The 15,059-nt window shown below is 50.9% G+C and carries 15 protein-coding genes; 12 read left to right on the forward strand and 3 right to left on the reverse strand.

Annotated features, from left to right (window positions below; genetic code table 11):
• Window positions 1-238 precede the first annotated feature (238 nt).
• A complete protein-coding gene (locus P349_RS07900; protein WP_032650210.1) occupies window positions 239-1,123 on the reverse strand; it encodes a GTPase family protein in 885 nt (294 codons plus the stop codon).
• Between the two features lie 145 nt (window positions 1,124-1,268).
• Window positions 1,269-2,231, reverse strand: a complete 963-nt coding sequence (locus tag P349_RS07895; protein ID WP_032650209.1) for a hypothetical protein — start codon at window positions 2,229-2,231, stop codon at window positions 1,269-1,271.
• 1,596 nt (window positions 2,232-3,827) lie between these two features.
• Here P349_RS07895 and P349_RS07890 point away from each other — a divergent pair.
• Together P349_RS07890 and P349_RS07885 are read left to right on the forward strand one after the other, a co-directional pair.
• Window positions 3,828-4,370 (forward strand): hypothetical protein, encoded by a 543-nt coding sequence (locus P349_RS07890; RefSeq protein WP_032650208.1) that lies wholly within the window; start codon window positions 3,828-3,830, stop codon window positions 4,368-4,370.
• A 312-nt stretch (window positions 4,371-4,682) separates the two neighbouring features.
• Entirely contained in the window at window positions 4,683-5,738 is a 1,056-nt protein-coding gene (locus P349_RS07885; protein ID WP_032650206.1) for a hypothetical protein, read from the forward strand.
• Between the two features lie 67 nt (window positions 5,739-5,805).
• Here the strand turns inward: P349_RS07885 and P349_RS26645 are convergent, their stop codons facing one another.
• Window positions 5,806-6,618, reverse strand: a complete 813-nt coding sequence (locus P349_RS26645; protein WP_032650205.1) for a hypothetical protein — start codon at window positions 6,616-6,618, stop codon at window positions 5,806-5,808.
• A gap of 294 nt (window positions 6,619-6,912) precedes the next feature.
• Here P349_RS26645 and P349_RS07875 point away from each other — a divergent pair, with 294 nt between their 5' ends.
• The 10 genes from P349_RS07875 to tssL all read left to right on the forward strand — a co-directional run bounded on the left by P349_RS07875 (window position 6,913) and on the right by tssL (window position 15,058).
• On the forward strand, window positions 6,913-7,482 hold the full coding sequence (locus tag P349_RS07875) for an inovirus Gp2 family protein (protein ID WP_032650469.1): 570 nt from the start codon (window positions 6,913-6,915) through the stop codon (window positions 7,480-7,482).
• A 150-nt stretch (window positions 7,483-7,632) separates the two neighbouring features.
• Window positions 7,633-7,872: a helix-turn-helix transcriptional regulator gene (locus P349_RS07870; protein ID WP_032650204.1), complete on the forward strand. Its 240-nt coding sequence runs from the start codon at window positions 7,633-7,635 to the stop codon at window positions 7,870-7,872.
• Between the two features lie 288 nt (window positions 7,873-8,160).
• A complete protein-coding gene (locus tag P349_RS07865) occupies window positions 8,161-8,583 on the forward strand; it encodes a putative zinc ribbon protein (RefSeq protein ID WP_032650203.1) in 423 nt (140 codons plus the stop codon).
• Window positions 8,571-8,987 carry a putative zinc ribbon protein gene (locus P349_RS07860; protein WP_032650202.1) on the forward strand — a complete coding sequence of 139 codons (417 nt, stop codon included), beginning with the start codon at window positions 8,571-8,573 and terminating at the stop codon, window positions 8,985-8,987. Before P349_RS07865 ends, P349_RS07860 begins: the two co-directional genes overlap by 13 nt.
• Before the next feature lie 75 nt (window positions 8,988-9,062).
• Entirely contained in the window at window positions 9,063-9,611 is a 549-nt protein-coding gene (locus tag P349_RS07855) for a YagK/YfjJ domain-containing protein (RefSeq protein WP_032650201.1), read from the forward strand.
• A gap of 78 nt (window positions 9,612-9,689) precedes the next feature.
• Window positions 9,690-10,301, forward strand: coding sequence for a DUF2913 family protein (locus P349_RS07850; RefSeq protein WP_032650199.1), 612 nt, complete (start codon window positions 9,690-9,692; stop codon window positions 10,299-10,301).
• A gap of 669 nt (window positions 10,302-10,970) precedes the next feature.
• Window positions 10,971-11,471, forward strand: coding sequence for a type VI secretion system contractile sheath small subunit (tssB, locus tag P349_RS07845; protein ID WP_032650198.1), 501 nt, complete (start codon window positions 10,971-10,973; stop codon window positions 11,469-11,471).
• A gap of 33 nt (window positions 11,472-11,504) precedes the next feature.
• The gene (tssC, locus tag P349_RS07840) at window positions 11,505-13,052 is read left to right on the forward strand and encodes a type VI secretion system contractile sheath large subunit (protein WP_032650196.1); all 1,548 of its coding nucleotides are present in this window, start codon (window positions 11,505-11,507) and stop codon (window positions 13,050-13,052) included.
• 18 nt (window positions 13,053-13,070) lie between these two features.
• Entirely contained in the window at window positions 13,071-14,408 is a 1,338-nt protein-coding gene (tssK, locus tag P349_RS07835; protein ID WP_032650195.1) for a type VI secretion system baseplate subunit TssK, read from the forward strand.
• On the forward strand, window positions 14,405-15,058 hold the full coding sequence (gene tssL / locus P349_RS07830) for a type VI secretion system protein TssL, short form (RefSeq protein WP_032650193.1): 654 nt from the start codon (window positions 14,405-14,407) through the stop codon (window positions 15,056-15,058). Before tssK ends, tssL begins: the two co-directional genes overlap by 4 nt.
• Window position 15,059: the final 1 nt, after the last annotated feature.

Here is a 15,059-nt window from a genome sequence, read left to right on the forward strand (position 1 = left end):
TGCGCTGTCAGGGCTGAAGGTGGCTGCAGTATTGCGTTTTATTAATCTCTCCCTCAATAAACGCAGTAAGATGCGAAACAGAACGATGAGAGCCCAACGGACGCGGTGGATCGCTTTCTCCGGCCTGCCTGCGTGCCGGCAGTAACCCAGGATCCTGTTTACTATCTGTCTTCGGATATAGCGCAGCAGCATGCGTAACAGAGGCCATGTCAGCTTCCTGAGTATCATTTCCACCTCCTCAAAAAAACCAGTGCCACAGTGCGGAAGCGGCATTCACGATGCCATCGCGGATTGTTCCCAGCCCTTCCCGGACCGACTTTGGCAGCGGAATGGCGTCAACTATCCGGCTGAATAACTCACCCAGCAGATCGCCAAAATCCTTTCGGGCTGTACTCTCTGCCTCTGCAGACCGGTGTTCTTCCCTGACCTGACTAAACACGCCGCTGCTGGCCTCCGGGGGCAGGGCGAATATCATGGTTTCGACCAGACGGGCCAGGTTGTAGCCGGTTTTTGCCGACACCGCATGCACCGGGTAAGGACAGGAGAACTGCCGTGAGATGGCTGCGCTTCGGGCGGTCAGGGTCAGCAACTGGCCGGTGGAGGGCAGACACGCTTCCCTGTCCCATTCCAGCGAGGGTTCCGCCTTGTCGGCCTGGTTAATGACGAAGACAATGCTGCCCGGTGAGACGCCGCATTTGAGCAGGAACCGGTGAAATGCCTCATCGGTAGCACAGGCCCGGTCATCCGCCTTCATCACCCAGAGGATAAGATCCAGCGTCGGTAACTGCTCTTTATACAACTGCCGGTATTCACGGTCATAGTCCAGAGATTCTCCGGCACCGGGTAAATCGACCAGCGTCATGCGGCGGCCGCCGATATCGAGCGTGAAGCGAAGCGGTTCACGGGTACAGCCCTGAGCATCGCTGACCGGGCTGAGGGGCTGCTGAAAGAGCGCATTACAGAGCGAACTTTTTCCACTTCCTGTTTTACCCATAATGCCAATGACCGGCTCGTAATGGATGTGCTGCCGGATGCGGTTCAGTATTGTGCGGGAGAGTGTTTCGGGCAGGATAGACAGCTGTTGCTTCAGGGCATCAAGGCCCTGTTCAGTTTTATCGGACACATTAACCTCCGTGAGTGGAATAATAAAACGGCAGCATTTCTGCTGCCGTTCTCACACAGGTAATATAGGTCTGAAATTTTTTTGAATGTAATTTCTGGTCTGTATGATTGAGACTTTCATTCACTTCTGTAGTCAGGGAGAAAATTTATTCACCACCGCAAGTTTTCCGGTAATGTTCATTAATCAACATTTCCAGCATATCGCTGATACGAACCCCGCTACGATCAGCCATAAAGTCGAGTCGCGTTTTGGTTTCGTTCTTAAGATATGTGTTCAGCGCTTTTTTATCAGTACGGGACTGGCGTAGCTTTTGTTGGTTCCAGGCTTTATTGAGGTTTAGGAGAAACAAACGTTTTGAGTCCGGGGCATTGTCCCATAAATCCAGCGCTGCACGCAGGGCAAGGTTACGCTCTGTATGACTGAGAGGAGTAAACCATGTTGTTAACCCACCGGAGGTCATACTCAGTTCCTCCAGGGTACTGATGCTGACTTTCTGTACTTTACTCAGGTTGTTCCACGCCCACAATACAGCGTCCTCTTCATCCGGCAACCATTTTAGCGGGAGTGGTTTGCTGTAAATATTTTTCCACTTGTCTTTAAGTCTCTCCATGACCTGTTTTTTTAAATACGTCACAGGGGGAGGTGTGATGATAATGCGATCAAATATATGACCTATGATATTCACCCGTTCCCTGTGATTGACTGGAGACAGAGATAATCCGAAATGTGTATACCAGTTTGGACCGTATAGTGTATTTCCATTGCGGGTAATCCCAAAATCTTCATCGCTAACTTTACAGAGGTAACCCCACAACCAGAATGTAGCTCGCTCATCCTGATTCAGCCAGTCAAAACTATCCAGTGGCAGAATGTTTTCTTCCCTGCCCATTTCCATATCCTGGAGCAATCTTATCTGTTGCTCTTTATCCGGAATGTATTGATTAATAAGTTCATTTAATGCTTTTCTGCAACTTTCTGCATCCTGTCGTGGAATGTTTCTGGTGTCGATTCGGTTATTCGTCATCAGCCAGTCAGCATAATAATTGCAAATCCGCATATCCCGACTTTTTATAATTCCCTGACTTCCATTGTAGAAATTAACTGCCATTATTAATTCCTTTGTTTTTAAACTACATTGTAGTGATTTTAGTGATGTGTTTAGTGGTCACACAGTAGCATGGATACGGTTTTACAGTCACTAAAAAACACATCTGGTAGTCAGATTGAGGTTAAGTGGTGGTTTTAAATGGGTTTTTAAAAGGTGATAGCGTGGTGTGATTGTAGTCGTTAATGTTATTAAATTTCTTTCTAATACCTTGTTTTCTGGTTTTTATCTTCAATATTCCCTTTGTGAAAGGCGCATCTTAGCTACCCGATCATCCTTGTGTACACGCGCTTTTTCATCCCCATCATGGTGCCTGGTTCGCTGCTGGATACATTTTTGGCATCAGGTATGGTTACCCTGGTATAGTTTCACTTCATTGCTCAGAATCAGGGAGATGGCTTCTGTGAGTTGTGGAAATTTGGGCGTTATAGTGGTTGAGGTTATTTGAGGCGACAAAGTGTCTTTTTTTTGGTTGTTGGTAAAGATAATTCCAGAGTGAACGTGCATGGCTTTTATCGCGTATAGACCAGGCCTGACGTAACCTGCTCTGGTATTGCAGTCAGGCCCGATGTGTTGGATTGGTATTAATATAATAAAGAAGGGGGTGTCTTTATAGTTCAACAACAGTTAATACAAGCGTATTGCATCAGAAGGGTGAGTGATAGCTAAGAAAAGAATGACATCTGAAAGGGAGTGTTACTGTTAAGAAGAGTGTTACCGATGATATCAGTCGGTAGGTAAGGTTGTTATTAAGATAGTACTTGAGCTCAGATATATCCCCTTTATCAAAAAACAGGGTGAGGTGGTTGCCCTGAGATAAGGCTACGTAAATACGTTAGATATTAAATTTAGTGATATTGTTGCAGGTGTATAAACCTTCTTGGAGTGTAGTGCTGTCGATAATGTATCAGGGGAGTAACCTTGGCGTAAGGCAGCTTTTAGCGAAGTGAAAATGCATAGTGAATATTACTGGTGTTAGCCTGCCTGCTTAACGTGTTATTACGAGAACTAGCCAGGAAAGATCAATGACAGCTGAATGGCTTGTATTGATCCGTTTAGTGTGTGCCAGAGTATTGATTACATCAACGAACCATAATCCATGTTGTAGCCTGCGTCGGGAGTAATAATCGGGGTAGATACCATAAGCTGAATAACGCAGTTAAAACTTGTTTATTCTTATGGGGAAGGCCATCAGTATGCAGGGATGATTAATACACTGGATGTCAGTGATTTGATAAGTGACTGAGCGTTTTAATTCTGAATGTTACTGGAGCTTTCTGAAAGTCCCTGTAATCGCATGAAAGATAGAGGTAATGGAAATCTTTGAATGGTTCGAATACGTTGAACCTGACGCGACACAGTGCGTTTTAGAAGGTATTGAATAGTATTATCTTTCGGGGTAATGAATGGGCTAGTAATGTCAGTTTCTCAGCGGGTGCAGATTGTATAGTAGTCATTAGGATCCGCATTGCTGGCAGACCGGCAGGAACAACGGCATTATCAGAGCTACCTGGCCATTGATTGCATCAGGGCTTACTGCCTGGCTGTGGCAGATGTATAATGTTTCTTTTTTCATCAGAACTCTAAATAAGGCTACACATGGACGCAGAGAAAATTCAGTCAGATATCGATGCTCTTTTGACATACATGAACGATGACATGGAGAACCTCGGAGAAACGATCAAAACCGTTTCATTTGGATTCGATGCTGGCCAGAACGATCGCATCGCTATTGACGAGCTGCTTCACTGGTCGGAAGAGTATTTGTTCAAAATCATCAATATCTGTCATTCCCGTTCTCTCGTGCGTAAGGATTATGGTGGCTTTCAGGATGTCTCTCTGACAGAAGAAGGCCAGAGTCGCGCTATCTCAGTCAAACACGGGAAAAATCGCTCATACGAGTTAGGGGCTAGTATGCAGATTGCTATGCTAAATGTTCATGGGCCAGCGCAGGTTGGCAACGGTAACACACAAAACATCCACAACGTATTTAACCAGTTGCTTCAGCAGATCGAGATGTCTTCAGCTTCAGATGAAGAAAAACAGGAAGCTAAGAGCCGCCTTGCTAAATTTCTGGAACACCCTCTGGTCGGATCTATCGTTGGCGGACTTGCTGGTTCGCTTCCAGGTCTGATGGGATGATGGACGCTCTCAAAGAAACGATCCGGCTACGTTGTGCATTTTGCAGATCAGAGCAGTTCGCCTTACCTTACACGGATTACTCACCTCCTGGTCACAGTTTTGTCGTCTGTGCCAATTGTGGGAGGGAAAATGATGTGACATCTCTGCTCATCAACGCTAAATCGAAAGGGATGGAAATAGCCCGGGCGTATGCTGATGGGCTGGTTGAACAGATGAAGAAGGATTTCGTTAACTCTTTTAAAAATAACAAATACATTAAGATAAAGTGATCGGCCACGACAGCATCGAAGAACAACTCTTCAGGGAGTACAAATGACCAGAGAAGCGATAACGCCATCAAACTACACATCTTCCGCGATCGATGATCTGCGTGAGCTGGAACGTAATTGTCTGTATGAAGCGCCGTATTCAGCTCACGTTCTGCGCAATGTGATAACCCTGCTGGAGAACAGCGTTAAATTCATCCTGCCAAACTGCGCTGATTTTATTGCTCCCGAAGACCTGCGGCAGACGCATCTGGATCTGGCTCGTTTGCCTTATCCTGTGGTGACGTTTGAAATCCCCTGGGAGAAAGAAGGTACGCTTGAGACCTATTTTGACAAACAGGCCCTGCGCTCAACGAAACGGATAGCGTTATGTTGGGAAGCAAAAGTGGAACTGGAGCCAGTACCAGGAATTAACCATGTGCTGGAGCGTTTCCCGGGAGGTGGTGTTTTTGTATGTTCTGTCTACTGGGTCGATGATAGTCGGCGCTGGGACCCGAGCTACGGTGCTCTCTTTTACCCCTACGATAATACGCTTAATACCGTTGTTGATTTAACCTCTCGCCCTGGTGCCACCAGACTGGCTGTGGCCTCGTTGCAGGATGCAGGCCTGGTACCCCAAACGCACATGAAACAATACAAGGCAGAACCTGTGGTTATCCTGCCGGAGTTTGCCAGCCAGACGGAATCTGTACTGGGAAGCCGCGATAAGCTTTTTGCTGACATTATCATCAACTCCCGGGATGAACTTCAGGCATTCATCAACGCCTGCAGTATCCTGAATTGCGCAAATGTGGTGGTGGATGAACTGGTACCGTCGAATAGCAGGAAAGCCCAATGGGCCAGAGGAAAACGCGTCAAGGTACAGGAGCCGGCTGTAAAACCCCGCTTTACCTACAAAGTGCTGCAGATTTCGGATGAACAGCGTTCACATTCAGGAGGAAGTGGTCTCAGTACGGGGTCGCATACGAAACGAATGCATCTTCGCAGAGGTCATATTCGCCGCCGGGGGGAACGGCTGATCTGGATCCGTCCGTCGGTTGTGAACCCAGGTTCTGCACAGGGCATTGTTACCAAAGATTATCAGCTAAAAAAATCAGCTTAGTAGCCGTTACGTTGTGAAAGGTTGGCGCGAAACCTTTCTCCGTTGTCTGTTGGCCTTGGTAATCGCATCACCATGCCGCACTAAAGCCCTGTTTTTTAAGTCTGTGGCGGGTTTGTTTCACGTAAGCTACGTCAATGAGCTCATCCGGCGGCAGATCGCGTGTGATATTACAAATTGTCGCCAGCGCTGAATCTGAGAGTTTAAACGTTCGTGGTAAGGCGTAGTAATCCCTTGTTTTTTGCATGCCGATGTTATCGAATAACGCTCTGAAGAAATCCGTCAGCGAAGGGCGGCGTGCTTTAATTATCGCCTCTGTCGCTTCATCGGCAAATGTAACCTCAACCTCCTCCATACCCAGCGAACGAATAATCCCGGCAATGCCAGGCCAGTACTTAAGGTCGAAACTATTAAGCCGCTGCATTTCTGGTTTAAGGTGAAGCTGATAATGACCGCACCCCTCTCCGGCATCATCGATAAATTCGGTGAGTTTGAGCATACGCTCGCAATGAAAATGACCGTTCCCACTAAGCTCTGAACGTCGCTCCAGCATTTCAGCCAGTTGCATGCTCATGGTGCTGATATTGTCATTCAGGGCCGCCAGCTCCTGATGATCAGCACGTAGTTTTGCAAAACGCGAATCTGTTCCAAAGCTACCGGCATGGATAATCTGCTCAAGCAGCACCCAGAGCTGTTGTCTGGTAAGGCTACAGGTAGAAATCTCCCTGTACACTGATGCCATTTCATCATGACGTTCGATAAGCCGATTAAAAACAGCCCATGTTGAAGGCCACGATGGTGGAACGGTTTTTTGCCAGCCAGACAGCTTCTCATTCAACAACAACAGGGCAATCGCCGGTGCTTCATCAACGCCAATAATCATCGTTACTTCCTCTGGTTCTTATCTGTTCATGTCCATTGTTCACTGAAGCCCTGGAGATGTCGGTAACGGGAAGACTGTTTTTTGGCAGCCTTCAGGTCACCTTGCATCTGAAACGTTGTTATCTCATGGCTCCAGTCGCAGTGCTGTTACCTGTAGTGTTTTCCACCTGCCCCCCGATATTTTCCAACTCCAGCCGTCTCTGAGGGAGCGGCTGGTGGATTTGTTGAAGGCAATAAGTTTTTTTTAACGGCACCGGTAATGGTTATGAACGATAACCCACCGGAGTCCATTTTAATGAGTTACACATACGACCCTTTCTGGCAGCAACGCATCGCCGATACCTTCAGTTGCGCACTGAACGCTTACACCCGCTTACTGGCCCTGCGTGTTGACCTCCGTCTGCCGGATACGCCAGCGGCAAGCGATGCCGCTGTTATCTCCCGCTTCACCGATGCCATGAAAGCCCGCATTGCAGCCCTTCAGGCGCGTCAACGTCGCGAGGGCAAACGCGTCTGGCCGACCACGCTGCGTTTTGTCTGGGCGCGGGAGTTTGGTGAAATCAAAGGGAAGAAGCATTACCACGCGGTGCTGTTGCTGAACCGCGATACGTGGTGCGGACCGGGGGATTACAAAGACCCGGATTCGCTTGCAGGTATGATTAAGCAGGCATGGTGCAGCGCCCTGAAGGTGGACACACAGGAACATGCCGTTCTGGCCCGCTTCCCGAAGAGCCCTGTGTCCTGGCTGACGCGCGGTAATACCACAGAGCTTCAACAGGCGCTGGCGCAGGCCGCTTATCTTGCCAAACGCGAAACCAAAGTCACCGGTGATGGTGAACGTAACTTCGGTTGCAGCCGCGGCTGAGCCAGTCATATCGATTCACCAGGCCTGAACATACGGGCCTGGTAATTTTTTACAACGTTTCCCTATCCTCTGAGGCGAACCGGTAACCCCATGATTCAACCACCACCGGACGTCTCCCGACAGCCATATCCTCAGAGGGAGAAAAATACCATGACCACGTTGAATACGAACATTAATGTCAGCACTGACACACTGCTTTCAGCTCAGGACCCGCTTATCGACATGACCTTTATCACCACGTACACCGGTATGACGGACAAGTGGTTCTATAAACTGATTGGCGACGGGCTGTTTCCCAAACCCATCAAGCTGGGCCGCAGCTCCCGCTGGCGCAGAAGCGAGGTGGAAACCTGGATGCAGCAGCGTATCGCAGATTCCCGTGGTGTCTGAGCAGGCGAGGTCTCCTGATGGAAAAACAACGACGTACTAAACCACAGAACATCCCGGCGCGCTGGAAGTGTCCCCGTTGCCGGAGGCAGTATTGTGGTGCAAGACCCTGCCCCGTTTGTTTTCGTACCTCTGTAGCATCTGCACAACCGTAATCCCGGTGGTCTGCAGAGACTGAATACCAATAATCATCTTCCGCTAACGCATAACTGACCCGCCATTCACACAGCCATGCTGCCCATACCGGGACGGCTTACGCCTGCGTGTTGTCTGGCGGTAAGGAGCACCACGATGTACGCCAAATCTTTCATTGCCCTTGACGGTAATGGTCGTCCCACCGGGGCCAGAACAGCACAACGATATCCGTATGACCGCTACACCTGCCACCTGTGCGGCAGTGCGCTGCGATACCATCCTGAATACAACACTGAGCGACCGTTCTTTGAACACCGGTCCGATATGCTGACAGATAACGGGCGACAGCATTGTCCGTATGTCAACCTGGAAGCGAAAGGGACTCGCCATATCCAGCAGCTGCAATGGTATGTACCGGATGCCCGTCCGCTGGTTTACCGCGCCGACTGGCACTGTCACGGTTGCAGCAGTGATTACCACGGTGAGCGTTATTGCCTGACCTGCCGAACCGGTGAGTTCAGCAGGACGCTCTCTGATGCTGAAATCCGGACTGCAGAGGTTACGGCATGCGCGTACTGAAATGTTACCTGGCAAATGACCGTGAAGGCCACTTTGTGACGGCCAGTGAGGCCATGAGCGCACCGGGGCAGATATGGAGTTGTGCTTCCTGTGGTTGTCGTCTGGTGCTGCATGCTGGCACCTTCAGCGACCCGGCATGGTTTGAACACGATACGCAGACTGTGGCCAGGGATGTGCTGATGAATTGTGCCCATCTCGACCCGCAAGTGAAAGCTGAGGCCCTGCACAGGAAGTTACGCAATATGCTCAACGGCCTGGATGCTACGGTAATGACGCTGTCCTGGTACTGCGTGTGGTGCGGTGACCATTATCAGGGCGTGAAGCACTGTTACCGGTGCCAGACCGGTATCTACAGCATCGAAGAAGCTCACTGGCAGAGAAACTACTGCTGCACTACCAGATAGTTCCTCATTCTTATGAACAAGATACTACCGTAGAGGTGGTATCACTCCCTGATTTAATCCGAAGAGGTTTGCATTGTGAATCATTCTTACATACGGGCGTCTGATGCTGTCAGCGCGGATGCCGTCAGTAAGCGTGCATTTCTGCAACAGGCCGTTGACCATTACCCGCGACTGGCGGCATTCAGCTTTACGCTGAAATTGCCGTATCGAGAAACCCTCAGCGAATACCGGTCATTAATTCTGCATTTTCATACTGAAGTCTGGCAGCGCACCGGCGAATATTCGCGCCAGCGTCAGCAGGCGCGCCAGAGTTCACCGCCAACGATCCTGCGATGGATGTGGGAGTCTGTCAGTGCACCAGAGTGCAAAATGGTGCTGCTGATGAATCTTGATACGCTGGGTGCCTTGCGCGATGAGGTCGTACAGCAGGAGATGAGCGGGATACTCAGAGAGGCATGGTGCGAGGTGATGCATGCTGATAGCAACGTCACCAGTATGGCGTCTTTCGTTATCAGTCGTACAGGAAAGTTTTTATTTTCACGGTCATTCAGTCAGTTACAGACCAAGGTGAATGAAATGGCATCTCTCGTCATGACGGCCAGAACGGGTGTGGTTTGTCCGTGACGGAAAGGCTTCTCCAGTTAAGCAGATGTCAGTTATACAGAGCTTCCCCGATGTATTCCGCGCCGATATAATTTCTGAATGAAAAGAACTCACGATACCTTACCGCCTGAACAAACCGTTACGGCGCTCGCGCATTTTGCATGGTGTGCCCTTGTCGCCTTACGTACCGCGCAGCAGGATGGCCAGGCGTTGTCGCCACTCAGTACGCATGCATTTTTGCAGCGCTGGTTAACTGTGGCGTATAAGCAAAAACGGTTTCCGCGTGCAATCGCATCCGATATTGAAGGGTTACTGACGCTGGGGCGCAGTAAAGGCCCTGCAGCCGGCTTACATCATCGTCTGGAATATCTGTGGGCATCCTGCACCGGACCGGTCTCAGCTCAGTCGGATTTGTACCGGCTGACGTACGCTATTGAACAGCTTAAATCGCAGGGCTGGGTCAATGCAGCGGTGAGTGACGGTGACTGGGGTAATGAAGCGCTTCTGGTCCAGGAATACAGCGATACGGATGCATTGCTGGTAAGGAAGTCGGCACTGACCGGTGGATTTTCGGATGAGGGTAAACTGATTGCGCCGGTGGAATTTCTGGTGACGGGCAACCTGTCAGCATGTACAGAGGTTTTTCAGGCCCGTGCCCTCCAGTCGGTCATGGTGGCGTTGAACCGGATCTCATTACAACCTAAGCAATAGGACAAATATTCTCAATGCATCAGTTAATCTGAAACTCCCTGAATGGCAGGTATCCGGGCCGTGCTTATTTCCTGGTATTGAGGCATGTGTAAAGAGCAGTCGTGACATTTCCTTCTGACGAAAACAGATAAGCCTCGTTTAAGTGAATAATAAGAAATGATGCAAACCTGAAAATGTCGTCAATTTTTCACATGTTCAGTCACGTCCTGCTTCTCATTTTTGATAAAAGTACAAAATCAGATATTTCACGTGTTTGGTGGTTTTTTGTACAAAACCTTCCCCTAAGCTAAATTGATCATTTGCTGCACACCCTTATCCCATAAGGTCTGAAGGGGTTATGCAAGAAAATTCTTATAAATCAGAAGGGTGATCTTTTGCTGTTGAAACTTAGAAATGTAAAACTTAGTTACATTTTTTCATTTCCGATCTGGCAGGGAACGTTCCTACACTCCGGCTATTGGGTCTTATCCGAAATTTTCCATTTCAGACAAATGCTCAAAAATACAGTGTCGGCATGCTGGTGGATGGAATGCGCCCGCTTTTTAGTTCCGGGAATTTTATTTACGTCGGATGACGCGAACCGGAAAGTTGTTCTGGCAGGGTAATTTTTTCTTATTTATTTCTCACTGGCATTGACCGTTTCTATTACTCCATAGAACAGGGACAGCCATGTCTAACTCTTCCTTTCAGTCCGAAATCCCTAAAGCGCGTATTAATTTAAAACTTGATTTGCACACTGGTGGTGCGAGCAAGAAAACGGAGCTCCCCCTGAAATTGCTGGTGGCGGGCGACTTCAGTAATGGTCAGGAGTCTGCCCCCCTGTCTGAGCGCAAAAAAGTTGATTTGAATAAAAATAATTTCGACTCAGTGTTGTCCGAATATTCCCCGAACGTCAACCTCACCGTTAAAAACACGCTGGCTGATGACGGCAGCGAAGACAACATCAGCCTGACTTTCCGGAGCATGAAAGATTTCACCCCGGAACAGGTCTCCCGGCAAATCCCTCAGTTGAAGGCCATGCTTTCCATGCGCAACCTGCTTCGCGATTTAAAAGCGAACCTGCTGGACAATCAGGCGTTCCGAAAAGAACTGGAAAAAATTCTGCTCGACCCGGCGTTAAGCGCAGAACTCCGCTCCGAGCTGTCTGCTCTGGCCCCGAAACAGCCATAACGGTCGCGATGATTTAACGGATTAATAAGGAAGATGCTGATGTCTGTAAAAAATGAGAATGCCGCTGGTGGCGAAAGCGTGGTGCTGGAACGTCCTGCTGCGGGCGGGGTTTATGCGTCCCTGTTTGAAAAAATCAACCTTAACCCGGTCTCTGAGCTGAGTGCGCTGGACATCTGGCAGGACGCACAGGCGATGTCGGATGCAACTGCAGATGAGCGATTAACGGCCGGAATGCAGGTGTTCCTTGAATGCCTGACAAAATCTGGCTCAAAAGTGGAGAAGCTCGACCGCAACCTCATCGACCACCACATTGCGGAGCTGGACTATCAGATTAGCCGCCAGCTGGATGCGGTTATGCACCACCCGGACTTCCAGGCTGTTGAAAGCCTGTGGCGCGGAGTGCAGTCCCTGGTGGATAAAACCGATTTTCGGCAGAACGTGAAGGTGGAGCTGCTGGATATGTCCAAAGAAGATCTGCGTCAGGACTTCGAAGACAGCCCGGAAATCATCCAGAGTGGTCTGTATAAACATACATATATCGATGAATATGACACCCCGGGCGGTGAGCCGATCGCGGCGCTGATTTCCGCCTACGAATTTGATGCGTCTGCGCAGGATGTTGCTCTGCTGCGCAACATTTCAAAAGTGTCTGCCGCTGCGCATATGCCGTTTATCGGCTCTGCCGGCCCGAAATTTTTCCTCAAGGACTCAATGGAGGAAGTTGCAGCCATCAAGGACATTGGTAACTACTTCGATCGTGCGGAGTACATCAAGTGGAAATCCTTCCGTGAGACGGACGATTCCCGCTATATCGGTCTGGTGATGCCGCGTGTGCTGGGTCGCCTGCCGTATGGCCCGGACACTGTGCCGGTTCGTAGCTTTAACTACGTGGAAGAAGTCAAAGGCCCGGATCACGATAAATACCTGTGGACCAACGCCTCGTTTGCCTTTGCATCCAATATGGTTCGCAGCTTCATCAACAACGGCTGGTGTGTGCAAATCCGTGGCCCACAGGCTGGTGGTGCCGTTCAGGACCTGCCTATTCATCTGTATGACCTCGGTACCGGCAACCAGGTGAAGATCCCGTCAGAAGTGATGATCCCGGAAACCCGTGAGTTTGAGTTTGCGAACCTGGGCTTTATTCCACTAAGTTATTATAAGAACAGAGATTACTCCTGTTTCTTCAGCGCTAACTCCACCCAGAAGCCGGCCCTGTATGACACCGCGGATGCCACGGCCAACAGCCGCATCAACGCCCGTCTGCCGTACATCTTCCTGCTGTCCCGTATTGCGCACTACCTGAAGCTGATTCAGCGTGAAAACATCGGCACCACCAAGGACCGCCGTTTGCTGGAGCTCGAGCTCAACACCTGGGTGCGCAGTCTGGTGACGGAAATGACCGATCCGGGCGACGAGCTGCAGGCTTCACACCCGCTGCGTGACGCGAAAGTGGTGGTGGAAGATATCGAGGATAATCCGGGCTTCTTCCGCGTGAAGCTGTACGCGATCCCGCACTTCCAGGTGGAAGGGATGGACGTCAATCTGTCGCTGGTTTCCCAGATGCCGAAAGCCAAATCCTGAGGCGAGGGGAAACCAGGGATGAAAATTTACCGCCCACTTTGGGAGGATGGGGCCGCTCTGGCCCCGCAACAGTTCCAGCAGCAGGCCCGCTGGAATGAGCACGTTGCCAGCATGGTCGCCCGGATGGGGGTTTCTTATCCCTGGGGTGTGGTGGCCGCAGAGTTTGATGATGCCGCGCTTGCGCTGTCTCGCCTGAATGCCACCCGTGTGGTGGTATGTTTCCAGGATGGCACGATTGTTGATACAAATCTGGCGGATAATCTTCCGCCAGTCTGTGATTTATCCACGGCAAGCGGCTCTGAGTCTGTTGACGTCGTTGTTGCACTGCCGCTGCTGAGCGCCAGCGGCGGCAATCTTGATCGCGGGCAGGACAGTGAACGCCCGCGGCGCTGGAAAGCGGAACGTGTGGTGGTGCAGGAGCTGGCCGGGCATGAAAGCGGTGAACTGGCCATTCTGCGTAATGCCATCACACTGCGTTTGTCCACGCAGGAAAATACCGCATACCTGACCTGTCCGGTCACCCGTCTGGTGCGTAATGCACAGGGACAGTGGAGCCGGGATCCGGCTTTCATTCCGCCGATGCTTTCCGTTTCTGCGAGTCCGTTGTTGACCACTGAACTGGGTGATCTGCTGGTTCGTTTGCAGGCACGACGTAAGCGTCTGATGGCCATGCGTCGTGAGAGTAATGAGCGGATGGCAGACTTTGCGGTCGCGGATGTCTCCCTGTTCTGGCTGCTCAATGCGCTGAACAGCGCCGAACCGGTGTTGACGGAATTGCTGCAGACACCGGGTCGTCACCCGGAACTGCTGTACCGCGAACTGGCGCGCCTGGCTGGCAGCCTGCTGACCTTTTCGCTGGAGCATGATGCCGGTGATATTCCGGCGTACCAGCATGCTGCACCGGAACGGGTTTTCCCGCCGTTACTGGCCTTGCTGGATAAGTTACTGGAAGCCAGCCTGCCATCGAGGGTTGTCAGTATTCAGCTTGAGCATCAGGACCAAATCTGGAAAGGATCCCTTCACGATGCGCGCCTGCGCGAAGGGGCCGATTTTTATCTCTCGGTGCGTTCCTCCATGCCGAATCACGAGCTCCAGACCCGGTTCCCGCAGCTGTGCAAGGCGGGCAGCTTTGAGGATGTCTCGGATGTGGTGAACGTAGCGCTGAGCGGGATGGTAATCAAGCCTCTGACGCATGTTCCGGCCGCGATCCCCCTGCGTCTGGAGAACCAGTACTTCTCGCTGGACCTGAGTTCTGATGTGGCCCGGACCATGCTTGAAATGGGCAGTTGTACCTTCTATACCCCGCGTTCTCTGGGAGAGGTGAAACTTGAACTCTTTGCGGTGCTGCGTACATGAATACATCAGAAATGAGTCAAATTGAGCGTACGTTCTACCCCGGCTGGCTGATGGCCAGTCAGCTCCGGGGCGGACAGGAGATCCGCGACGGGGAAGGGCTCTACCGCCGGGCCTGCCGCCTGGTGCAGGAGGCGAAAGCCGAGCTGACGGAGGCAGGCTACAGCGATATCAGCCGGGAGCACATGGTCTATGCGCTGTGTGCCCTGCTGGATGAGAGCGTCCTGAATCGCGGGTCGACAGATGACGGCTACCTGACGTGGCGGCGCGATCCGCTGCAGGCGCATTTTTTTGGCACCCTGAATGCCGGTGAAGAGCTCTGGGAGCGTATTCGCAATCTGCTTAAAGAAACGGCACCTGACATGGCGGTGCTGACCTGTATGTACCGCACCCTGCAGATGGGCTTTGTCGGGCAGTACCGGGCTGAAGACGATGAACGACGTGAAGATGTGGTACGGGCACTGGGTGAACGGGTGCCAGCCTTTACGCTTTCGCAGGATGCGCCGATTGTCGCAAGGGCCTCCCGCCTGCGCAGCGGTCGTCGTCTGTACTGGCTTTCCTGGATTATCGGGACGGCTGTGCTGGTGGGGCTGTGGTTCTTCCTTTCATCCTCTCTCACCGAACTGGTGAGTCAGACGGTCAGACCGGGGTAAA

It is taken from the genome of Enterobacter sp. DC4 (assembly GCF_000568095.1).
GTDB lineage: Bacteria > Pseudomonadota > Gammaproteobacteria > Enterobacterales > Enterobacteriaceae > Enterobacter > Enterobacter pseudoroggenkampii.

What these genes read in the sequence shown, in the direction of transcription:
- P349_RS26645 (WP_032650205.1), bottom strand. Translation starts at nt 6,618, where the DNA reads ATGATTATTGGCGTTGATGAAGCACCGGCGATTGCCCTGTTGTTGTTG.
- tssL (WP_032650193.1), top strand. Translation starts at nt 14,405, where the DNA reads ATGAATACATCAGAAATGAGTCAAATTGAGCGTACGTTCTACCCCGGC.
- tssC (WP_032650196.1), top strand. Translation starts at nt 11,505, where the DNA reads ATGCTGATGTCTGTAAAAAATGAGAATGCCGCTGGTGGCGAAAGCGTG.
- P349_RS07860 (WP_032650202.1), top strand. Translation starts at nt 8,571, where the DNA reads ATGCGCGTACTGAAATGTTACCTGGCAAATGACCGTGAAGGCCACTTT.
- P349_RS07885 (WP_032650206.1), top strand. Translation starts at nt 4,683, where the DNA reads ATGACCAGAGAAGCGATAACGCCATCAAACTACACATCTTCCGCGATC.
- P349_RS07890 (WP_032650208.1), top strand. Translation starts at nt 3,828, where the DNA reads ATGGACGCAGAGAAAATTCAGTCAGATATCGATGCTCTTTTGACATAC.
- tssB (WP_032650198.1), top strand. Translation starts at nt 10,971, where the DNA reads ATGTCTAACTCTTCCTTTCAGTCCGAAATCCCTAAAGCGCGTATTAAT.
- P349_RS07875 (WP_032650469.1), top strand. Translation starts at nt 6,913, where the DNA reads ATGAGTTACACATACGACCCTTTCTGGCAGCAACGCATCGCCGATACC.
- tssK (WP_032650195.1), top strand. Translation starts at nt 13,071, where the DNA reads ATGAAAATTTACCGCCCACTTTGGGAGGATGGGGCCGCTCTGGCCCCG.
- P349_RS07850 (WP_032650199.1), top strand. Translation starts at nt 9,690, where the DNA reads ATGAAAAGAACTCACGATACCTTACCGCCTGAACAAACCGTTACGGCG.
- P349_RS07870 (WP_032650204.1), top strand. Translation starts at nt 7,633, where the DNA reads ATGACCACGTTGAATACGAACATTAATGTCAGCACTGACACACTGCTT.
- P349_RS07865 (WP_032650203.1), top strand. Translation starts at nt 8,161, where the DNA reads ATGTACGCCAAATCTTTCATTGCCCTTGACGGTAATGGTCGTCCCACC.
- P349_RS07895 (WP_032650209.1), bottom strand. Translation starts at nt 2,231, where the DNA reads ATGGCAGTTAATTTCTACAATGGAAGTCAGGGAATTATAAAAAGTCGG.